Source organism: Streptococcus macedonicus ACA-DC 198 (assembly GCA_000283635.1).
In the GTDB taxonomy this organism is placed as follows: Bacteria; Bacillota; Bacilli; order Lactobacillales; family Streptococcaceae; genus Streptococcus; species Streptococcus macedonicus.
In genome coordinates this window covers 1,088,660-1,110,697 of the sequence record HE613569.1, presented here as the reverse complement: position 1 = coordinate 1,110,697, position 22,038 = coordinate 1,088,660, and the positions used below count along the sequence as shown (strand labels likewise).

General features: G+C 37.5%; 20 protein-coding genes and 4 pseudogenes. 21 read left to right on the top strand and 3 right to left on the bottom strand.

The genetic code is table 11. The features are described 5' to 3' along the window. Positions 1-15: 15 nt before the first annotated feature. The 13 genes and pseudogenes from SMA_RS05620 to SMA_RS10995 form a co-directional block, all read left to right on the top strand. Positions 16-894, top strand: coding sequence for a cysteine ABC transporter substrate-binding protein (locus SMA_RS05620; RefSeq protein WP_014294645.1), 879 nt, complete (start codon positions 16-18; stop codon positions 892-894). A gap of 612 nt (positions 895-1,506) precedes the next feature. Continuing rightward, positions 1,507-2,760: a bifunctional folylpolyglutamate synthase/dihydrofolate synthase gene (locus tag SMA_RS05615; RefSeq protein ID WP_014294644.1), complete on the top strand. Its 1,254-nt coding sequence runs from the start codon at positions 1,507-1,509 to the stop codon at positions 2,758-2,760. Positions 2,761-2,796: 36 nt separating this feature from the next. After that, positions 2,797-3,360 (top strand): GTP cyclohydrolase I FolE, encoded by a 564-nt coding sequence (folE, locus tag SMA_RS05610; RefSeq protein WP_014294643.1) that lies wholly within the window; start codon positions 2,797-2,799, stop codon positions 3,358-3,360. Positions 3,361-3,397: 37 nt separating this feature from the next. Beyond that, positions 3,398-4,198 carry a dihydropteroate synthase gene (gene folP / locus SMA_RS05605; RefSeq protein WP_014294642.1) on the top strand — a complete coding sequence of 267 codons (801 nt, stop codon included), beginning with the start codon at positions 3,398-3,400 and terminating at the stop codon, positions 4,196-4,198. A gap of 66 nt (positions 4,199-4,264) precedes the next feature. After that, positions 4,265-4,627, top strand: a complete 363-nt coding sequence (gene folB, locus SMA_RS05600; protein WP_014294641.1) for a dihydroneopterin aldolase — start codon at positions 4,265-4,267, stop codon at positions 4,625-4,627. Next, a complete protein-coding gene (gene folK, locus SMA_RS05595; protein ID WP_014294640.1) occupies positions 4,624-5,103 on the top strand; it encodes a 2-amino-4-hydroxy-6-hydroxymethyldihydropteridine diphosphokinase in 480 nt (159 codons plus the stop codon). The genes folB and folK overlap by 4 nt, the downstream gene beginning before the upstream one ends. Positions 5,104-5,231: 128 nt before the next feature. Beyond that, the gene (gene murB / locus SMA_RS05590) at positions 5,232-6,134 is read left to right on the top strand and encodes a UDP-N-acetylmuramate dehydrogenase (protein WP_039670864.1); all 903 of its coding nucleotides are present in this window, start codon (positions 5,232-5,234) and stop codon (positions 6,132-6,134) included. A 27-nt stretch (positions 6,135-6,161) separates the two neighbouring features. Then, on the top strand, positions 6,162-7,316 hold the full coding sequence (locus SMA_RS05585) for an ABC transporter ATP-binding protein (RefSeq protein WP_014294638.1): 1,155 nt from the start codon (positions 6,162-6,164) through the stop codon (positions 7,314-7,316). Beyond that, positions 7,300-8,094: an ABC transporter permease gene (locus tag SMA_RS05580; RefSeq protein WP_014294637.1), complete on the top strand. Its 795-nt coding sequence runs from the start codon at positions 7,300-7,302 to the stop codon at positions 8,092-8,094. Before SMA_RS05585 ends, SMA_RS05580 begins: the two co-directional genes overlap by 17 nt. Then, on the top strand, positions 8,091-8,879 hold the full coding sequence (locus SMA_RS05575) for an ABC transporter permease (RefSeq protein ID WP_014294636.1): 789 nt from the start codon (positions 8,091-8,093) through the stop codon (positions 8,877-8,879). The genes SMA_RS05580 and SMA_RS05575 overlap by 4 nt, the downstream gene beginning before the upstream one ends. Next, positions 8,872-9,945: an ABC transporter substrate-binding protein gene (locus SMA_RS05570; RefSeq protein WP_014294635.1), complete on the top strand. Its 1,074-nt coding sequence runs from the start codon at positions 8,872-8,874 to the stop codon at positions 9,943-9,945. The genes SMA_RS05575 and SMA_RS05570 overlap by 8 nt, the downstream gene beginning before the upstream one ends. Before the next feature lie 153 nt (positions 9,946-10,098). Then, entirely contained in the window at positions 10,099-11,631 is a 1,533-nt protein-coding gene (locus tag SMA_RS05565; RefSeq protein ID WP_014294634.1) for a chloride channel protein, read from the top strand. 196 nt (positions 11,632-11,827) lie between these two features. Continuing rightward, positions 11,828-11,983 (top strand): annotated as a pseudogene (locus tag SMA_RS10995) (CAT RNA binding domain-containing protein); the annotation flags it as partial. Here the strand turns inward: SMA_RS10995 and SMA_RS10990 are convergent. Then, positions 11,981-12,382, bottom strand: a pseudogene (locus SMA_RS10990) (transposase family protein); the annotation flags it as partial. The pseudogenes SMA_RS10995 and SMA_RS10990 overlap by 3 nt on opposite strands. 335 nt (positions 12,383-12,717) lie before the next feature. Here SMA_RS10990 and SMA_RS05560 point away from each other — a divergent pair. Next, a complete protein-coding gene (locus SMA_RS05560) occupies positions 12,718-14,619 on the top strand; it encodes a beta-glucoside-specific PTS transporter subunit IIABC (protein WP_014294631.1) in 1,902 nt (633 codons plus the stop codon). Between the two features lie 75 nt (positions 14,620-14,694). Continuing rightward, a protein-coding gene (locus SMA_RS10985; RefSeq protein ID WP_115266054.1) for an IS3 family transposase occupies positions 14,695-16,043 on the top strand; the annotation gives its coding sequence in 2 pieces (ribosomal slippage) (positions 14,695-15,136 and positions 15,136-16,043; 1,350 coding nt in all). Between the two features lie 192 nt (positions 16,044-16,235). Here the strand turns inward: SMA_RS10985 and SMA_RS05545 are convergent. Then, entirely contained in the window at positions 16,236-17,159 is a 924-nt protein-coding gene (locus SMA_RS05545; protein WP_014294630.1) for a helix-turn-helix transcriptional regulator, read from the bottom strand. 451 nt (positions 17,160-17,610) lie between these two features. Between SMA_RS05545 and SMA_RS05540 the strand changes: the two genes are divergently transcribed. The 3 genes and pseudogenes from SMA_RS05540 to SMA_RS05530 all read left to right on the top strand — a co-directional run. Then, positions 17,611-17,904: a phasin family protein gene (locus SMA_RS05540; protein ID WP_014294629.1), complete on the top strand. Its 294-nt coding sequence runs from the start codon at positions 17,611-17,613 to the stop codon at positions 17,902-17,904. Between the two features lie 8 nt (positions 17,905-17,912). Then, on the top strand, positions 17,913-19,484 hold the full coding sequence (locus SMA_RS05535) for an ABC1 kinase family protein (RefSeq protein WP_014294628.1): 1,572 nt from the start codon (positions 17,913-17,915) through the stop codon (positions 19,482-19,484). 98 nt (positions 19,485-19,582) lie between these two features. After that, positions 19,583-20,212, top strand: a pseudogene (locus SMA_RS05530) (glycoside hydrolase family 1 protein); the annotation flags it as partial. Here SMA_RS05530 and SMA_RS05525 read toward each other — a convergent pair. Then, positions 20,202-20,426: pseudogene (locus SMA_RS05525) on the bottom strand (SDR family NAD(P)-dependent oxidoreductase); the annotation flags it as partial. The pseudogenes SMA_RS05530 and SMA_RS05525 overlap by 11 nt on opposite strands. A 181-nt stretch (positions 20,427-20,607) precedes the next feature. Between SMA_RS05525 and SMA_RS05520 the strand changes: the two are divergent. The 3 genes from SMA_RS05520 to SMA_RS05515 are packed head-to-tail and all read left to right on the top strand — an operon-like array spanning position 20,608 to position 21,912. Continuing rightward, entirely contained in the window at positions 20,608-21,225 is a 618-nt protein-coding gene (locus tag SMA_RS05520; protein ID WP_223246290.1) for an AraC family transcriptional regulator, read from the top strand. Next, positions 21,209-21,448 (top strand): helix-turn-helix domain-containing protein, encoded by a 240-nt coding sequence (locus SMA_RS12065; protein WP_230937600.1) that lies wholly within the window; start codon positions 21,209-21,211, stop codon positions 21,446-21,448. Before SMA_RS05520 ends, SMA_RS12065 begins: the two co-directional genes overlap by 17 nt. Beyond that, the gene (locus SMA_RS05515; protein WP_014294626.1) at positions 21,376-21,912 is read left to right on the top strand and encodes a sugar O-acetyltransferase; all 537 of its coding nucleotides are present in this window, start codon (positions 21,376-21,378) and stop codon (positions 21,910-21,912) included. Before SMA_RS12065 ends, SMA_RS05515 begins: the two co-directional genes overlap by 73 nt. Positions 21,913-22,038: the final 126 nt, after the last annotated feature.

The following is a 22,038-nucleotide window of genomic DNA, read 5'->3' as shown; positions in this document are numbered from 1 at the left end:
AAAAAGGAATTATATATGAAAATTGTAAAACGTTTTTTAGCGATTGTTAGTTTGTTAGTTGTGGTTTTGCTAGTCGGTTGTTCGACATCAAAATCCTCTTCTTCAACGTCATCTAGTAGTTCGTCATCAGGAAATACAGCAAAAGCTCGTACTCTAGATGAAATCAAAGAGAGCGGAACAATCAAGATTGGTGTCTTTTCTGATAAAAAGCCATTTGGCTACGTTGATGATAAGGGAGACTATCAAGGATATGATGTTTATTTTGCTGACCGCTTAGCCAAGGATTTAGGCGTGGATGTGAAATATGTCGCTGTTGACCCCGCTAGTCGTGTAGAATACCTGACATCGGCTAAGGTTGATATTATCTTAGCGAATTTTACAGTTACCGATGAACGTGCTGAACAAGTTGATTTTGCGCTTCCATATATGAAAGTTGCACTTGGGGTTGTCTCACCAAGCAGTCAATTGATTTCTTCTGTTGATGATTTGGAAGGAAAAACATTGATTGTCGGTAAAGGAACAACTGCTGAAACTTATTTTGAAAAGAATTATCCAAAAGTTAATTTATTAAAATATGACCAATATAGCGAAGCTTACCAAGCACTTCTTGATGGTCGTGGTGATGCTCTTTCAACTGATAATACAGAGGTTCTTGCTTGGGCATTGGAAAATAAAGGTTACGAAGTTGGAATTACAAGTTTAGGAGATACTGATACGATTGCTCCAGCTGTCCAAAAAGGAAATACAGAACTTCTTGACTGGATTAACAACGAAATCAAGACATTAGGCGAAGAAAACTTCTTCCATAAAGATTACGAAGAAACGCTTGAACCTGTTTATGGAGATGCAACTAACCCTGACGATTTGGTTGTCGAAGGTGGTAACGTAGATTAGTTTCAAATAACTAAAACAGAATTTAGTTTAAAGCTAGGTTCTGTTTTTTTAGAGAAAACTTACTTTGAAGAAAGTCTCAGGCTGAAGAAAAAGTCTTTTTTGATACTTCCCTTAGGTTTCTCGCTTTTTTATTTCTAGGCTCAGACCTCAAACCATCCAGTAGATGGTTTGAGTCGACGGCAGGTTCAATAATCCAGTGGACTATTGAAGGAATCCAAGGAATTCTTAAAACTCCCGAGATGTAGGAGAAACTTCGTTTCTCTTATCTGTAACCTTAAACAATCTCCCAGATTATTTAAGCGGCACAAAGTATCGTTTTTGTGCTTACTTCGTTCGCAAATAATCCTGAAATCGAACAGTGAGACAACAATTGTTTACAACTTATTTTGAGTTAAAAGTAAGTTTGTCTACATTCAGAAACTTTCTTTGAAGAAAGTCTGATTATCAAGCTTTTTAGCAATTTCTTGTGCTATAATAGAAGTGTTATTGTAAAGTCAAGACAGAAAGGATAAAACATAGACTAAAAATTCATTATGAAAAGATTTTGTTTGGAAATGACGGTTTTACTTTTCTTTTTTATGAGTATTTTTGGTCATATTGGGAAATTCACTAATGAATTATCAAGAAGCTTTAGATTGGATTCATGGCAAGTTAAAATTTGGAATTAAGCCTGGTTTGGAACGGATGGCTTGGATGTTGGAAGAACTTGGCAATCCTCAGACAAAGCTATCAGCTGTCCATGTTGTCGGAACGAATGGTAAGGGTTCGGTGACTAGCTATCTACAACATATTTTTTCACTAGCTGGTTATGAGGTTGGAACATTTACCTCTCCTTACATTGTTGATTTTCGTGAACGTATTAGTTTAAACGGTCAAATGATTTCAGAGACTGATTTTCTTGACTTGGTTGAGCGTGTTCGCCCAGTAGTGGAACGTTTGCCGCTTGAAACGACTTTAGAACCTGCGACAGAATTTGAAGTTATCACGGTCTTGATGTTTGAATATTTTGGGCATATGCACCCTGTTGACATTGCTTTTATCGAGGCAGGTATGGGTGGGCTTTATGATTCAACAAATGTTTTTAAAGCTTTAGCGGTTATTTGTCCTTCAATCGGTTTAGACCACCAGAATGTTTTAGGGCAGACTTATGCAGAAATTGCTGAGCAAAAAGCAGGTGTTCTGAAAGAACATGTTCCATTCATTTTTGCCACAGAACGTGATGATGTTCGTCAAGTTTTCCTCAAAAAAGCGCAAGCTTGTGGCAGCCAAACGTATGAATTTAAAAAGGATTTTTCGGTTAATGAAACTGAAAATGGCTTTGATTATCAAGGACAAGAAAATCTCGAGGATATTCGTTTAGCAATGCTAGGTAAACATCAGATTAGCAATGCTAGCCTTGCTATTACGGCTGCGTTGCTATTAAGTAAAACGTATCCAAAAGTCACCAAAGAAATTATCAAATATGGCTTGGCACAGACACATTGGGTTGGGCGAACAGAGCTTATGTTTCCAAATGTGATGATTGACGGCGCACACAATAATGAAAGCATTAAAGCTCTCGTTAATGTCATGCAGGCGTACAAGGACAAAAATTTGCACATTTTATTTGCAGCTATTGATACAAAACCGATTGACTCGATGTTAGCATTGCTTAGTCAACTAACGGATGTTGATGTAACGACGTTTGAGTATCACAATTCGCTTGCTTTGGAAAGTTACCCAGAACAATATCATAAAGTTCCAGATTGGAAGGACTGGGTTAAGCAAATCGATAGTGACAGTAAAGATGATTTTTACCTTATCACGGGGTCGCTCTATTTCATATCACAAGTACGTCCTGTGCTTTTGTCAAGACAGCAAAATTAAGCTATAATAGAAAAATAAAAAAGATTGGAAGAGATAATGGCAAATCAAGAAAAACTTGAAACAGCAGTTTACCAACTTTTAGAAGCCTTGGGAGAAAATCCTAAGCGTGAAGGGTTATTGGATACGCCAAAACGTGTTGCTAAAATGTACCAAGAGATGTTTTCAGGCTTAAATGAAGACCCAAAAGATCAATTTACAGCTGTTTTTACAGAAAATCATGATGAAGTAGTTTTAGTTAAAGATATCCCATTTTATTCAATGTGTGAACATCATTTGGTTCCCTTTTATGGAAAAGCTCATGTTGCTTATTTGCCAAGTGACGGTCGTGTGACTGGTTTGAGTAAGTTAGCGCGTGCCGTTGAAGTGGCTAGTAAACGTCCGCAATTGCAAGAGCGTTTGACTGACCAAGTTGCTACCGCACTTGAAGAAGCTTTGCATCCTAAAGGCATTTTTGTCATGCTTGAAGCAGAGCATATGTGTATGACAATGCGTGGTATCAAGAAACCTGGTAGTAAAACCGTAACAACTGTTGCAAAAGGTATTTTCAAAGAAAATCGTGAAGAACGAAATGAAATCTTATCACTGATTTTAGGAAAATAAGACCTTACTGGCACGTTAGCATATAAGGGGAGACATGATGAAAATTGGAAAACACGAGATTGACGGAACAGCTTGTATCATGGGGATACTTAATGTGACCCCAGATTCTTTTTCTGACGGCGGTTCTTACACTTCTATTGAAAATGCCCTTGCTCAGGCTGAAAAAATGATTGCAGCAGGAGCTAAGATTATTGATGTCGGTGGTGAATCAACTCGCCCAGGCAATACTTTCGTTGAAGCAGAAGAAGAAATTAATCGTGTTGTTCCTGTTATCAGAGCGCTTAAAGAACGTTTTAATGTATTGGTGAGTATTGATACATATAAAACTGAAACAGCACGGGCTGCCTTGGAAGCAGGTGCTGATATTTTAAATGACGTTTGGGCTGGTCTTTATGACGGAAAAATGCTGGCGCTGGCAGCTGAGAAAAATGTTCCTATCATTTTGATGCATAATCAAGAGGAAGAAAAATACGATAATATCACTAAAGAAGTTTGTGATTTTTTAACAGAACGTGCCCAAGCTGCTTTGGACTCAGGCGTTACGCTTGAAAATATTTGGATTGACCCAGGGTTTGGTTTTGCCAAAAACGAGGCACAAAATATCGAATTGCTAAAAGGATTAGATGCGGTTTGTAAGCTCGGTTATCCAGTTCTTTTTGGAATTTCACGTAAACGTACGGTTGATTATTTGCTTAGTGGGGGAACGTTAGCTGCCGACCGTGATATGGGAACAGCTGCTTTATCAGCTTGGGCTGTCTTAAAAGGTTGCCGAATTGTTCGTGTACATAACGTTGACGTTAATCGTGACATTGTTAAAGTGATTAGTCAACTGAGTTGAAAGGGGTAGGAGAGAAGTTATCTTTGCCACTGGGGAGGGTTTCTTCTTTTCTGATTGATTACTAATATGGATAAAATACATTTAAAAGGTTGCCGTTTTTATGGCTACCATGGAGCGTTCGCTGAAGAACAAACGCTTGGTCAGATTTTTGTCGTTGATTGCACCTTGTCTGTTGATTTACAAAAAGCATCACAGTCTGATGTGCTAGAAGATACTGTTCATTATGGACTGGTTTTTGAAACGATAAAAAGACAAGTTGAAGAAGAACGCTACGCTTTAATTGAACGTTTGGCAGGAGCAATTTGTCAAGATATTTTTGAACAATTTCCTCCAGTTCAAGCCATTAACATTAAGATTTTTAAAGAAAATCCGCCAATCAATGGGCATTATGATGCGGTTGGTATTGAGTTAGAACGGGAGCGCGCATGACAAAGGTTTATTTGAGCTTAGGAAGCAATATCGGCGATAAAAAAGCTTATTTACTGGCTGCGCTTGAACGCTTAGAACAATTAGAACAGACTTCTGTGACGTCGGTCTCTTCATTTTATGAAACAGCAGCATGGGGAAAGACAGACCAAGATGATTTTTTGAATAGTTGTTGTGAGCTCGAGACAGATTTGACGCCGCAAGAATTATTACTTGCTTGTCAAAACATCGAAAAAGAGCTGAAGCGTGTTAGGCATGAACATTGGGGACCTCGTACCATTGATATCGACATTCTGTTGTATGGTAATGAGACGATTGCTACTGAAAATTTGAGCGTTCCGCACCCTTACATGACAGAACGGGCTTTTGTTTTGGTACCGTTAGAGGAAATCGCTCCGCAACTTCAACTTAATGGACAATCAATTTCATCTTATCTGGCGCATTTAAATGTCCAAGAGGTCCGAAAACTTCTGGTTTAACTATCGTCAAAAGCTGATTTTTTTGATATAATTAAGGTCGGCTTTATGCCGATTTTTTAGTAGTGAGTTCAAGTGATTTTAACAACATGCGCCCACTATTTTATTAAAGAATTGTAGAGTTGGAAGAAATGTTAGAATTTTTAAATGAAGAATTAAAAGGAATCGATATTCGTGTTGACGAACCGCTAAAAAAATACACCTATACGAAAGTCGGTGGTCCAGCGGATTATTTGGCTTTTCCGCGAAATCGTTACGAGTTAGCACGAATTGTTACATTTGCTAATAAAAATAATATTCCATGGATGGTGCTAGGAAATGCTAGTAACATCATCGTGCGTGATGGTGGTATTCGTGGCTTTGTTATTATGTTTGATAAACTTAACACTGTTACGGTCAATGGTTATGTGATTGAAGCAGAAGCAGGAGCTAATTTAATTGAAACGACGCGCATTGCTAAATTCCATAGCTTGACAGGCTTTGAATTTGCTTGTGGTATCCCTGGTAGCATTGGTGGCGCTGTGTTTATGAATGCTGGCGCTTATGGTGGTGAAATTTCACATATCTTGGTCTCAGCGCAAGTGATTACTAAAGAAGGTGAAATCAAGACAATTGAAGCTCGTGATATGAAGTTTGGCTATCGTCATTCAGCTGTTCAAGATAGTGGTGATGTGGTCATTTCAGCAAAATTTGCCTTAAAACCAGGTGATTACGTTTTAATCGAACAAGAAATGGCACGTTTAACTCATTTACGTGAGTTAAAACAACCTCTAGAATACCCGTCATGTGGTTCTGTTTTTAAACGTCCCGTTGGACATTTTGCTGGACAATTAATTAGCGAAGCAAATTTAAAAGGTCACCGTATTGGTGGTGTTGAAGTTAGTAAAAAACACGCTGGCTTTATGGTAAATGTGGCTGATGGTAATGCACAAGACTATGAGGACTTGATTGCTCATGTCATTGACACAGTTGAACAAAATTCTGGCGTTCGTTTAGAGCGTGAAGTCCGAATTATCGGCGAAAAGAAACGTTAAAGAAGCTCCAAGGAGGTTTTATGAGAATTGACTAATCCAATTATTGCGTTTAAAAACGTATCAAAAGTATTTGAAGATAACGGTACTGTTGTTTTAAAGGACATTAATTTTGAACTTGAAGAAGGAAAGTTTTATACACTACTTGGTGCTTCAGGATCAGGAAAATCAACGATTTTGAATATCATTGCTGGGCTTTTAGATGCGACGACAGGAGATGTTTATCTCGACGGTCAACGTATCAATGATATTCCTATTAATAAACGTGATGTCCATACCATTTTTCAAAATTACGCGCTTTTCCCACATATGAATGTTTTTGAAAATGTCGCTTTTCCTCTTAAATTAAAAAAAGTTGATAAAAAAGAAATCGAACGTCGTGTGGAAGAAGCTCTTAAAATAGTGCGTTTGGCTGGTTTTGAAAAACGTCCGATTCAGAAATTGTCTGGTGGTCAACGCCAACGTGTGGCGATTGCGCGTGCGATTATAAATGAACCGCGTGTCGTTTTACTTGACGAACCTTTATCAGCCTTAGATTTGAAGTTACGGACAGAAATGCAATATGAGCTGCGCGAGCTGCAACAACGTTTAGGAATTACCTTTGTTTTTGTCACTCATGACCAAGAAGAAGCCTTGGCTATGTCAGATTGGATTTTTGTCATGAATGACGGTGAAATCGTGCAATCTGGGACACCTGTTGATATTTACGATGAACCAATTAACCACTTTGTGGCGACTTTCATTGGGGAATCAAATATTTTACCAGGGACAATGATTGAAGATTATTTGGTTGAGTTCAATGGCAAACGTTTTGAAGCCGTTGATGGTGGAATGCGTCCAAATGAAGCTGTTGAAGTGGTTATTCGCCCAGAAGATTTGCAAATCACTTTGCCAGAAGAAGGAAAATTACGTGTTAAAGTTGATACACAGCTTTTCCGTGGTGTTCACTATGAGATTATCGCTCATGACGAATTAGGAAACGAATGGATGATTCATTCAACTCGTAAAGCGATTGAGGGCGAAATTATTGGGCTTGATTTTACGCCTGAAGATATCCATATCATGCGCCTTAACGAGACAGAAGAAGAATTTGATGCCCGTCTGGAAGAATATGTCGAAATGGAAGAACATGAAGATGGCTTGATTCATGCGATTGAGGAGGAACGAAATGAAGAAAAACTCTAGTTTCTTCTCAATTCCTTATGTGCTATGGTTGCTTCTTTTTGTCATTGCCCCTGTGATTATGATTCTTTGGCAGTCCTTTTTCGACATTCGAGGTCATTTTACCCTTGATAATTATAAAACCTTTTTTAGTTCATGGACGTACATTCGTATGAGCTTCAATTCGATTTTATATGCTGCCATTATCACATTGGTGACCTTGCTTATCTCTTACCCAACAGCTTATTTTTTGACACGTTTGAAACATAAGCAACTCTTGTTGATGTTGGTTGTATTGCCGACATGGATTAACCTTTTGCTGAAAGCTTATGCTTTTATGGGAATTTTCGGGCAACAAGGTGGTGTCAATGCGTTTTTGAGCTTTGTTGGTATTGGACCTAAGCAAATTCTGTTCACAGATTTTTCTTTTATTTTTGTTGCCTCATATATTGAAATTCCGTTTATGATTTTGCCGATTTTCAATGCGCTTGATGACATTGATAGCAATCTTATCAATGCTAGTCGAGATTTGGGGGCAAATGAATTACAAACCTTTGTCAAAGTTGTTTTTCCTTTATCGCTTAACGGCGTGAGAAGTGGTGTTCAGTCAGTATTTATCCCAAGTTTGAGCTTGTTCATGCTGACACGCTTGATTGGTGGTAATCGTGTGATTACTCTTGGTACAGCCATTGAGCAACACTTCTTGACAACACAGAATTGGGGTATGGGTTCAACCATTGGTGTGATTTTAATCATGGCAATGTTGGCTACGATGTGGGTGACTAAGGAGAGAAGAAAATGAAAAAAATTGCCAATCTTTATTTGACACTGGTCTTTATCATCCTTTATATTCCAATTGGTTATCTGATTTTTTATTCTTTTAATCAAGGCGGAGATATGAATGGCTTTACTGGTTTTACCTTAGAGCATTATTCGGAAGTGTTTGCGGATAGTCGTTTGATGCTGATTCTCATTCAAACTTTCTTTTTGGCGTTTTTGAGTTCCATTTTAGCAACAGCTATTGGGACATTTGGTGCGATTTTCATCTACCAAGCACGCCGAAAACATCAGCACACCATTCTTTCAATGAATAATATTCTTATGGTAGCACCTGATGTGATGATTGGGGCAAGTTTCCTGATTCTCTTTACCCGTTTAGCAGAGCTATTTCATTTCAATCTTGGTTTTATGACAGTTTTGCTTAGTCACATTGCTTTTTCTATTCCAATTGTGGTGTTAATGGTTTTGCCACGTTTGAAAGAAATGAATGACGACATGATTAACGCTGCTTATGATTTAGGAGCAACACCTTGGCAAATTTTAAAAGAAGTCATGTTGCCATATTTGACGCCAGGAATTATTTCAGGTTTCTTCATGGCGTTTACCTATTCATTGGATGATTTTGCAGTAACCTTTTTTGTAACGGGTAATGGTTTTTCAACCCTATCTGTCGAAATCTATTCACGAGCACGCCGTGGTATTTCTCTAGAAATTAACGCTCTTTCAACGATTGTCTTTCTTTTTAGTATTTTGCTTGTAATCGGTTATTACTTTATTTCGCAAGATAAGGGGGATCGTGATGCGTAGATTATATTCTTTTGTATTGGGCGTGATTGCGGTCACACTTGTTTTGTTTGGCGTTTCTGTTTACATGCAAAAGACGACAAGTTCTACAAGTCAATCGGATAAACTGGTTATTTACAATTGGGGAGATTATATTGACCCTGATTTGATTACAAAATTTACGGATGAAACAGGAATTGAAGTTCAGTACGAAACGTTTGATTCCAACGAATCGATGTACACCAAGATAAAACAAGGTGGAACGACTTATGATGTCGCTGTGCCGTCAGATTATATGATTGATAAGATGAGAAAAGAAAATCTTCTTATCAAGTTAGATAAGTCAAAAATTACAGGCTTGGAAAATATCGGTGACGAATTTCTTGGGCTAAGCTTTGATGAAAACAACGATTATTCTATCCCATATTTCTGGGGAACATTGGGCATTGTGTATAATGACACCATGGTAGAAAACGCGCCAGAGCATTGGTCAGACCTCTGGAATTCGGAATACACCAACGACATCATGCTTGTTGACGGAGCGCGTGAAGTTATGGGGATTGGGCTTGGAACGTTAGGATATAGTCTTAATACCAAGTCATTGTCAGAGTTAAATGCTGCTTCTCAGAAATTAGACGATTTAACTCCAAATATCAAAGCTATTGTCGGCGATGAAATGAAAGGATACATGATTAATGGTGATGCTGCTATTGGAGTGACTTTCTCTGGTGAAGCTAGTGAAATGCTTGATTCTAACGAACACCTGCATTATGTCGTGCCTAGTGAGGGGTCAAATCTTTGGTTTGATAATTTGGTTATTCCAAAAACAGCCAAACATATCGACGAAGCTTACGCTTTTATCAATTTCATGTTGAGACCTGAAAATGCTGCGCAAAATGCGGAATACATTGGTTATTCGACACCAAATGACGCTGCCAAAGAATTGTTACCAGATAACGTTAAAAATGACCAAGCCTTTTACCCTTCTGAAGAAACCATTGAAAACCTTGAAGTTTATGATAATCTCGGACAAAAATGGTTAGGGATTTATAATGACCTCTATCTACAATTTAAAATGTATCGTAAATAATGATTTTAGGAAGTTGAGACGAAGTGCTCAGCTTCTTTTGATTGCATCTAGAAAAGTTATCTTAGTTTTGATAAAATAATAGTGACTAATATTTCAGGAAAATCGTAAACGTTGTAAAAAGTTTGTTGCATTTGAGAAATTAAGGAGTTTTATATGGATAGTTATCATCGAGAATATGAATTTTCGCTTTCCTCTATTCTCAGTTTTGTTTGGCGGGGGATTGTGGTTGGCTGCGTGTCAGGTATTGTGGTTAGCTTATTTCGCCTTTTGATTGGTTTCATTTCTGCCAAAGTTGTCAATTATTATGAATTATCACACGAACAGCCAAGTTTTTTAATTCTCATTTTGGGAATGACTTTGTTCATTGTTGTTGCCATTGGCTTTTTGATTAAATCCGATTCTGACATCAAAGCTTCTGGGATTCCTCATGTCGAAGGGGAATTGAAAGGATTGCTTCACCCAGATTGGTGGTCTGTTCTCTGGAAGAAATTTGTCGGTGGTGTCTTAGCGATTTCAATGGGATTTATGCTTGGGCGTGAAGGACCAAGTATTCAGTTAGGTGCCATGGCAGGAAAAGGTGTTGCCAAATCTTTAAAAGCAGAACGCATGGAGCAACGTGTTTTGATTGCGAGTGGTGCGGCAGCAGGCTTATCGGCAGCCTTTAATGCTCCGATTGCAGGTTTGCTTTTTGTTATCGAAGAAATCTATCATCATTTTTCACGTTTGGTTTGGATTACCGCTTTAGTCGCCAGTTTAGTTGCTAATTTTATTTCGCTTAATATTTTTGGTTTGACGCCAGTTCTTGATATGCCAGGAGATTTGGCGGTATTGCCATTGAAGCACTATTGGATTTTACTATTGCTAGGTGCTTTTTTAGGCGTTATGGGATATGTTTATGAAAAAACGACTTTGAAGGCAACTATCATCTACGACTTTCTAGGAAAATTGTGTCACATTCCAAGTCATTTTTATGGTATCTTTGCTGCTATTTTAATCTTGCCAATCGGCTATTTCTATCCGCAATTGCTAGGTGGCGGAAATGGCTTGATTACTTCGTTATCGACAAGTCACCTGACTCTTATGATTGTTTGCCTATACTTTATCATCCGCTTTGTGTGGAGTATATTGAGTTACTCAAGTGGACTTCCTGGTGGAATTTTTCTTCCGATTTTGACTTTGGGAGCACTTTTGGGCTTTGGTTTTGGGCTATTTTTTGAACAATTCGGTTTGTATTCTAGTCATTATTTGTCCTTGTTTGTCGTTTTAGGAATGGCGGGCTATTTTGGGGCGATTTCAAAAGCGCCACTGACAGCAATGTTTTTAGTAACTGAAATGGTTGGTGATTTCCGTCAATTGATGACGATTGCCGTGGTAACTTTGGTTGCATATATCGCAATGGATTTGTTAAAGGGTGAGCCAATCTATGAAGCTTTACTTGCTACACTTTCTGTGCCACAAGATAGAGAGGTCATCGAACCAACGTTGATTGAATTAACGGTTTCCGATAAAATTGCTGGAAAATACGTCAGAGACTTGACACTTCCTAAAAATGTTCTTATTACGACTCAAATTCATGCCAAAAAATCAGAAGTGGTATCAGGTAATACACGCTTAAATGCAGGCGCTACAATCTTTTTGGTGGTCAATGAGCCAGAAATAGGGAAAGTCAGAGAATTGCTAATGTAATTTGAACGATGAAAGAATTTATGAATCCCCTTTCATTTTGCAAAAAGTTTTGGTACAATGGGAGAAGGTAAGAGGATTGTTACTGGTTAAGCAGGCAAAACCTAGTATGCATTTAGAGATTGTGTTAAAACGCAGTGCTTTTTGTGTACGCTAGTTTTGCCTTTTCTTTCCGGATTCTTTTGAGGAGTAGTAGAAGATGAAAATTGATAAAGTCTATAATAACAATGTTGTTTTGGCTAAAGGGGATGACGGAGAGGAATTCATTGTCATGGGAAGAGGGCTTGGTTTTCAAAAAAAGCCAGGTGATGAAATCGATACTGCTTTAGTTGAAAAGATGTTTGTTATGCAGGACAAGAGATACTGAAAGGTGGAGTCTCTTAGCGATGGCAGTATTAGTTAACTTTTTGGTATGGTATTGTGTGATTTTCTGGCGGACAGGCTTTGAGATTTGGCAATGTTTCTTGACTAAGCTAGTCTCAGAAACCGTCACACGACGACAGCCCTTACATTGAAAGCGTCGCTTCTTGAGTTTGAGGACCGTTGGTATGCCTTGGACGTCAAGGATTGGGATGGTAGAGGCTCGTTGAAAGTCATACTTGCTCATCTGACTTTTGCAGTGAGGGCAGAGTGGAGGCTGATAGTCTAGGCTAGCCTCAATCGTGATGTGGGTATCAGCCTTAAAAACCGTCTTGATTTTAATATTTTTGTCTTTTAATCCGATGAGTTCTGTGGTATTCTTAAGTTGTTCCATAAGGTGTTCCTAATGATGGTTTAGTCGCTTTTCATTATAAGTCTTATGGGGCTTTTTTGATACACTGAAAAAGCTCCATAATCTCTGTGGGGGATTTACCCACTACAGAAATTATAGAGCCAAATTTTTTTGTAAAAATTTTTTAAAAAAGCGCTTGTAGAACATAAAAACGCATGCTATACTATGAATTGTTAAAAGAATTGTTACTGGTTAGCAGGCAAAACCTAAATGAATACAAGATAATTTTAGCGTTACCGCATGGGCGCAAGAAATTGTTTGGTATTTGTTTAGGTTTTTTCTGTTGTTTAAAACCAGAAAAGAGAAAGGAACCAGATATGGCTAAAAAAGACTATACAGAGTTGGCAAAGGACATTGTCGCTCACGTTGGTGATAAAGATAATGTCGTTAAGTTGGTTCACTGTGTTACACGCTTACGTTTCACATTGAAAGATGAAAGCAAAGCTGATGACGAATACCTTAAACAACGTGATGGTATCGTAACTGTTGTTAAGGCAGGTGGACAATATCAAGTTGTTATCGGAAATCACGTTCCTGATGTTTATGATACTGTTCTTCAAGTGAGTGGTATTCCAGGTGAAGGTGGTATTGATGTCAACAAAGATGATGGACCAAAAGGAAATCTTCTTGACCGCTTTATTGCACTTGTATCTGGGCTTTTCCAACCAATGCTTGGTGTTCTTTCTGCGGCAGGTATGTTGAAAGGTGTTGTTGCTATTCTTGCAGCATGTGGGGTTTCTGAAACAAGTGGTCTTTATATCATTCTACATGCTGCTGGTGATGGTTTCTTCCAATTCTTGCCTTTGATTTTGGCAATCACAGCTTCTAAGCGTTTCAAAATGAACCAATTCACAGCGCTTGCTTTAGGATTTGCCTTGGTTTATCCTGGCATTGCTTCAAGTTTTGCTAATGGTAATGTTAATTTCTTGGGATTTCCAGTTATTTTCCCTACCTCTAGTTATCTATCAACAGTATTGCCAATCATCTTGACAGTTTATGTTGGTTCTAAAATTGAACATCTCTTTAAGAAAATCGTTCCTGATGTTGTTAAAGTTTTCGTTGTTCCATTCTTTGTACTTTTGATTACTGTTCCATTAGTATTCTTAATGATTGGACCAGTAATGAACTGGGCTTCTGATTTAATCGGTGTTATCTTCACAGGTATTTACAATATCAGCCCAATTTTATATGGATTGATTCTTGGTGCTTTGTGGCAAGTATTGGTTATGTTTGGTCTTCATTGGGGACTTGTGCCACTTGCAATTTTGGAATTACAACAAAACCCTCCAGGTGTAATCCTTGTTGCTTCAATCGCTATCTGTTTCTCACAAGCAGGTGCATTGCTTAACATTATGATTCGTACAAAAGAATCTAAAGTTCGTGAATTAGCTATTCCAGCATTTATTTCAGCACTCTTTGGTGTAACTGAACCTGCTATTTACGGGGTTACACTCCCAATGCGTATTCCATTTTACATTTCATGTGGAGTATCTGGTATTATTGGTGCGCTAACTATGTTCTTTAATGTTTATGGATATAGCGTTGGTGCAATGGGAGTTTTCCAATATCCTTCATACGTAAATCCAGCAAATGGTGATATGTCTGGTATGTGGGTAATGATTGCTCTATCTGCTCTTGCTGTTCTCCTCTCATTTGCAGTTCAAATGTTTGCTCCGGTCCCTTACCTTTACGGTGGTGCAAAAGATGCCTCTGCTACAACTGAAGAAAAAGTAGTAGAACCTGTTAATGATTTAAAAGAATTAAAACAAGAAATTATTGCTAGCCCAATGATGGGTGATATTGTTAAACTCGAAGATGTTCCTGATGAAGTTTTTGCTTCAGGAGCTATGGGTAAAGGTATTGCTATCAACCCAGCAGAAGGTACTGTTTTTGCACCAGCAAATGGTGAAGTGACACTTGTTTTCCCAACTGGTCATGCCATTGGTATGCGTACTGAAAATGGCGCTGAACTCTTGATTCACGTTGGTATGGATACTGTATCTTTGGAAGGAAAAGGTTTTAAAACATATGTTGAAGTTGGTGATAAAGTCCAAGTAGGACAAAAATTGTTAGAATTTGATTTGGCAACCATTCGTGAAGCAAACTTACCTGTCATTTCTCCGATCATTGTGACAAATTCAGCTGATTTTGATGATGTTTTGACAACACAAGAAGCACGTGTTAACACAGGAGATTATCTCTTGACAACACTTGCATAATTAAGTTAAAAGGAACGCTGTCTGAACTGCACCCCAAAAGTTAGACAACAAATCTAACTTTTGGGGTGTTTTTCTATGAAATTAAGTTATGAAGATAAAATTGAAATCTATCGCTTACGACAATCTGGTTGGACATGGTCTAAAATCAGTCAAACATTTAATATTAGTAAGTATAACCTTCAATACATGGTCCGTCTTATTGATATACACGGATTGGAAAGCGTTTGTAAAAGGAAAAATAGGTATTATTCTCCTGAACTAAAGCAAGAAATCATAAAAGAAGTTCTGATGAAAGGTAGGTCTCAGCTAGAGGTTTCTCTAGATTATGGATTACCAAATAAGGGAATGCTTCCTAATTGGATAGCGCAATACAAGAAAAACGGGTATACTATTCTTGAGAAATCAAGAGGGAGACCTGTAAAAATGGGACGCAAACCAAAGAAAAAACTTGAAGAAATGACTGAATTAGAGCGTCTTCAATATGAAAATGAGTACCTTAGAGCGGAGAATGCCGTACTAAAAAAGTTGAGAGAACTCCGATTGAGGGACGAAGCAAGGCTCAAAGAGCAACAGAAATCATTCAAGGACTAATCAATGTATTTGATTTAAGAATCCTACTTAATATTTTGAAGTTGTCTCGATCAACCTACTATTATCAGGTTAAACGTCTAACCCAGGTAGATAAAAACAAAGAATTAAAAGAAGCTATTCAAAATATTTATTCTGAGAACAAAGGGAGATATGGTTACCGTAGAATTCACCTCGAACTTAAAAATCGAGGCTATAAAGTTAACCATAAGAAAGTTCAACGTCTGATGACAGAACTTGGTTTGAAAGCTAGAATCCGTGCGAAACGTCGCTATAACTCTTATAAAGGTGAGGTCGGCAAGAAAGCTGATAATCTCATTAAGCGTCAATTTAAAGCTGCCCAACCACTTAAGAAGTGTTATACCGATGTAACAGAGTTTTCAATTCCTGCTAGTGATCAAAAATTGTATCTATCACCAGTTCTTGATGGCTTTAACAGTGAGATTATTGCATACAATTTATCTACCTCGCCAAACTTACAACAACTTAAAACAATGCTTTCCGAGGCTTTTCCTGAACAAACTTATCAGGACACTATTTTACATAGTGACCAAGGATGGCAATATCAACACACTTACTACCATCATTTTCTTGAGGAGCATGGAATGAGACCGTCCATGTCGCGTAAAGGAAATAGCTTAGACAACGGCATGATGGAATCTTTCTTTGGAACATTGAAGACAGAAATGTTTTATGGGTTTGAGAAGGAATTTACTTCTCTCGAAACATTGAAAACAGCTATTTCAGAATATATCAACTACTACAACACTAAACGAATCAAACTTACATTAAAAGGACTAAGTCCTGTGCAATACAGAACTCAATCCTTAACTTAAATATTTAGTCTAACATTTGGGGGTCACTTCAGTCAGGCGTTCTTTTTTGACTGGAAAAATTTTTTGATGCTTACTGGGAAGTGACTTCTTGTGGAATGACATGTCAAAGTTTTGAGTCTGAAGTCTTTAAACTTCAATTCATTGCAACTAAAAACACTAATCATGCTTAGTGTCATCCTTAGTGTTTTGTTGTTAATTTTTGAGATGTCGTGATGGGTGAGGTCCGATGTAGTGGGCTTTTTTGAATTGTTTGCGGTATTGGCTCGGTGTGAGTTCGTAGTAACGTTTGAATTGTCGATTGAAATTAGATAAGTTGTTAAAGCCAACAGTGGTAGCAATTTCTAAAATTGGGTCAGCCGTGTTGATTAATAAGTCGCAAGCTTTGTTCAAGCGAACTTGAATGATAAATTCGGTGCAAGATATGCCAGCGTGTTGTTTAAAGACTGCCATAAAGTGCGTTTTGCTGTAACCCATAAATTGTGAAAGAAAATCAATCGAGAGATTTTTTTGATAATTATTGTTAATGTAATCAATCAATTCACGAATTTGCTCGTTTTTGCGGTAAGCATCATCAGTATTTTTACGTAATACATAATGGTAATAAAAGAGAAGATAAAAGAATTCATTTAATTTTGATTTGAGTAGCAGTTCAAAATGACGTCCCTCGTTTTTAGAAAGCTCAAAAATGGTAAAGAGACATTCTTTGATATCCTCGTACCCTTTCATTCCTGGTTGAATGCGTGGGACAAATTTGTAGAGACTGGTTTGCAACGGTTGCAAATACCTTAGACTGACTTGGTCAACGGTAGAATGTCCAATCATATCGAGGTGGAATCGGAAAGTATCAGTGACGTGTTTTTGATTTTCAAGTGGGTGAATCGAATGCATTCCATTTGGACGAATGAGGATAATATCACCTGCTTGACTGTTAAAATAATCATAATCAATGTGGAAACGAGCCGATCCTTCGTAGACATAATTGATTTCAATTTCTGGGTGCCAATGGAAAAGGATGTCAGGACGCCCATGTTCAACAACCGTACTGTAATAATCATAAGGCAAGAGATGTTTGGTTTCATCTATTTTTATTTCCAATGGGTTAGTATTATTTTTCATATATCCATCATCCAATCATAGTATAGTATTATTATGTAATATTATTATATCAAAATCGACTAAAAATTTGAAATGGATATTTTAATTTTTTCCGAAAATTTTCTTTTTAATATCGTGTTAAAGTACCATAATCTGAAAGGATAATGTTAGCACTGTGATAGACAAAACATTATAATTTAGGTGAATCATGACCAAGACCTCTCAAAACAGATAGCAGGGCTGGCGTGATTTAAGTGTTTGGCAAACACACCTCTTATACCCTTACAAACTCCGCAAAGACAACGCAAACTCCTTTGTTTTAGTCGAAGTTTTTGTTTTTTTGAGTCAAAAATATTACCGATATTGTCAGAAAATTTCATGAAATGATTGGTTTCTTTAGCTATTTTGACTTAAAAGTAGTAGAATAAAAGGGTAAACAATTGTTATAAAAATCGTTCAAGGAGGAATTATCATGGATGAGTTGAAAAAAGTCTTGTTAGCTGGTATTGGTTTGACTTCAATGACTTTGGAAAAAGCTGGCGCTTTTGTCAAAGAATTGGTTGAAAAAGGTCGCTTGACCGTTGAAGAAGGCAAAGAATTGCAGTCTGAATTAAAACGAAAAGGCGAAGATGAAGCAAAAGAATTACTTGACCAATTGGATGTTAAAACGAAAACTGTTCAATATGCTACTAAAGAAGATGTTTCTCGTCTTGAAGATAAATTGGATGCGCTCTTGAAACAATCAGCATCTGATGATAAATATTAGGATGATTTATGTCACATAAGCGCTTAAGAGAAATCATTAGAGTTTTTAGCTCGGTCGGTTTAACAACGCTAAAAGAAAAAGGAAAACCTATCGAGGACAAATTAACACCTCGTAAATTACGTTTAGCTTTCGAGAAATTAGGTCCTAGTTTTGTCAAAATCGGACAAATTCTTTCAACGAGAAGTGATTTATTTCCTGAGGCTTATATTAGAGAATTAAGCAAGCTGCAAAGTGATGTTCTTCCATTACCGCAAGAGGTTGTCATGGAGGCAATTGCGGCAGAGTTACCATTACCCATTTCGGAAGTTTTTGCGGGCATTTCGTCAGAAGCTTTGGCAAGTGGCTCGATTGCTCAGACACATCGAGCTACTTTGCTTAATGGCAAAGAAGTTGTTGTCAAGATTCAGCGACCGCATTTGCCAGAAATTATCGAAGAAGATTTAGAATTGTTGATTGGCTTGTCGCGGTGCATTCCCAAGGCAATGTTGCCCATGGTTAATTTATCAGAGGTTTTGCAGCAGCTCAAGGATAGCTTGACGAAAGAAATCGATTTTCGTAATGAAGCGCAAGCGATGATTACTTTTGCTGAGTTAAATCAATCAATAAAATGCATTGCCATTCCTGAAGTTTTTGACGAATATACCACACCACGTATGGTTGTTGAGGAGTATATTTCAGGAATTCCTATCAATCATTATGAAGAATTGATTAAAGCTGGCTATGATTTGGAAGACATTGGTAAGAAGCTGATGCTAAGTTTTATCAAACAAGTCTTTAAAGACGGCTATTTTCATGGTGACCCACACCCAGGAAATCTCTTTATTTCTGAAGGAAAAATTTATTTTATTGACTTTGGAATTATGGGAAACCTGGAAAATGACATGCGCGTGGCGTTAAATGATATTCTTTACAGCTTTACGGCACAAGATGTCGAAGGGATGATGCAAGGCATTTTGTCTGTCACAAGTTTTGATACTTCAATAAATAAAATAGCGCTTAGCCAAGATGTTGAACGAATGCTGGCGAAATATTCTAGTTTGGATTTGGGTGTCTTATCTATCACAGATTTATTGGAAGATTTGCTAGACGTTTTCGTCAAAAATGGCTTGAAGGCTTCGCCGCAGATTACGATTTTGGAAAAAGCTGCGCTACAAATTGAAGGAATTTTCCGTGAATTAGCCCCAGAAGTTGACTTAATGACGCTTGCTAAAAATTATTTCTTAGAAAATATGGGACCTGACATGTTAAAACAGGCCCTGAACAAGGAAACGTTACTGATTGAGTTCTTTTATCAATTGAAAAATGGGAAAAATATTCCACGTCGGCTTAATCAGTTACTTGAACAGATGCTCAATGGTCGGATTTTAATCAATCATGACATTTATGATTATAAAAATCGTATTAAGACCGTCAGTCAAATAGTTAATCGCTTTGTTGTGAGCATTTTATTTCTGTCAGTTATGTTAACCGCAGCTCTGCTTAGTTTTAATGTCGCAATGCAAGAAATTTCCAAATTTCTTTTTGGTCTTGCTGCTATTTTATTGGTGTGGGAGCTTGTCTTGATGTTCAAACATAAATAAAGATGTCAACAATTTCCTAATAACTTAGGAAATTTTTCTATTCTCATTTTTGTAACCGCTTGCTATAATAGTCTTGTATTAATCGAGGAGGTTATGTTATGTCTAAATTACCGGAAAACTTTTTATGGGGTAGCGCAGTTGCTGCTCATCAACTTGAAGGTGGTTGGCAAGAAGGTGGCAAAGGTTTAAGCGTTGCTGATGTGATGACCGATGGGCGCCATGGTGTCGCACGTGAGATTACTGACGGTGTTATCGAAGGAAAATATTATCCAAACCATGAAGCGATTGATTTTTATCATCGTTACAAGGAAGATATTGCCTTGTTTGCTGAAATGGGTTGTAAATGCTTCTGTACGTCGATTGCATGGACACGGATATTCCCAAATGGTGATGAATTGGAGCCAAATGAAGCTGGTTTGCAATTCTATGATGATTTGTTTGATGAATGTTTGAAATATGGCAATGAACCAGTTGTGACCTTGTCACATTTTGAATTGCCTTTCCATTTGGTGAAAGAATACGGTGGCTTCACCAATTGTAAAGTAATTGATTTCTTTGTCCGTTTTGCTGAAACGTGTTTCCGTCGTTACAAAGACAAAGTCAAATATTGGATGACGTTTAATGAGATTAATAACTAAGCCAATTACCAAGAAGATTTTGTACCGTTTATGAATTCTGGGATTGTTTATAAAGAAGGCGATGACCGCGAAGCGATTATGTATCAAGCGTTGCTTTGATAGCTTTTTGAATCTCTTCTTGATTGGTAACGTCAAGTTTTAATTTCAAAATTTGATCGTGGTCAAACTCATCAAGGTAGCTTAGTTGTTCTGGTTTACGAGCGGTAGCAACAAGATTGACATCATCTTTTTGAGCTAATAAACGTGCCAATTCTTTTCCGAAACCAGTTGAAGTACCAGTGATAAACCATGCTTTTGTCATCATAAATTCCTCCGTAAATTTGATGACTTTATTATAAAAATTGTGCCGATTTATTTTGGTAGTTTTCCACGCTTTTTGGTAAAATTTTAGTAGAAATAGAAAAAATTCTACTTCTCAAGTATTTTAATACCATTATTTTTAGTACAATTTTCTTAGAGACTAGATGAAAGAGAGGTGGTCTAAAATGTCTGATGCTGTTACTCGAAAACAAATTGATTACCAAGCTTTTTTAAACCGTGAGAGCCAGAAACATCATCATCGTTATGATGAAGAATTGCAACAATACAGCTATCTCAAAAATGGTGATTTGGAAAATGCCATAAAGGCTACCAAACAGATGTTTCGGTCAGATTTGACAGGGCATCTATCGGAAAATCCAGTTAGAAATTATCAATATCTTTTTGTCGCATCGGTGACACTTGCCACACGCTTTGCGATTCAAGGTGGGTTAGATGAAGAAGTGGCTTTCAACACAAGTGACCTCTACATTCAAAAAGTCGATAAACTTGATAATGTACCAGATATTTTTGACTTACAGATTGAGATGTTTACCAGCTTCACAAAACTGGTTAGTCAAAGCAAGCTCGACCAAGCACAATCACTTCCGATTTTGCGTTGTATTGAGTACATTGACTTGCATTTGCATGAGACGATTACTCTAGCTGATTTAGCGAAACACACAGGCTATTCAAGTAACTATATTTCACAATTGTTCAAGAAACGCATGAATCAGTTTGTCTGCCAAGTCTTACATTCAAGCACAGAAAATTGCCGTTGCCAAAAATATGCTACTAGAATCTGACTACTCACTTCTAGAAATCTCAGAAACACTTTCTTTTAGCTCGCAGAGCTATTTCACAAAAGTTTTTAAAAAAATGACGGGAGAGAAGCCACTCGAGTATCGTGCGAATCATCTCGCCAAAGCTATTCACTTGAAAAATTACAAGCAGGCTTGCCATTTTGTTTCACGGATTCAGCTATTGAAGCCATTAAAAAAGAAGCACTTAGGAAATGCCAAGCTTTAAATGCTATTAATATTTTAAACACAGAAGAACGAACTGCGGCGATTAAAGACCTTTTTGGAACAACTGGTGAGAATGTCTCTGTTTTTCCAAATTTTAATTGTGATAATGGGAAAAATATCCATGTCGGTGAACAATTCTTGATGAATTATAATGGGATTATTTTGGATGTTGCCGAAGTTCGTATCGGTCATCATGTCATGATTGGTCCAAATACCATGATTACGACTGTTAATCATCCGCTAACACCGCAAGGCAGACGTGATAACATTGGTATCGCGAAGCCAGTGACGATTGGAAACGATGTCTGGATTGGCGGCAATGTCACGATTCTTCCAGGGGTGACAATCGGTAACAATGTCGTGGTTGCCGCAGGTGCAGTTGTCACCAAGGATATTCCTGATAATTGCGTCGTCGCAGGCGTACCAGCTAAGATGATTAAAACCATTGACAATGATACAGACTGATGATATCACACTCACCATGAGATTTCTTATTTTTGAAAATCTTGTGGTGATTTTTCATATCATAGTATTAGTTTTTCTGATAATAGACAAGGATATTTTTAAGAAAATAGCGTATAATGGCGGAAA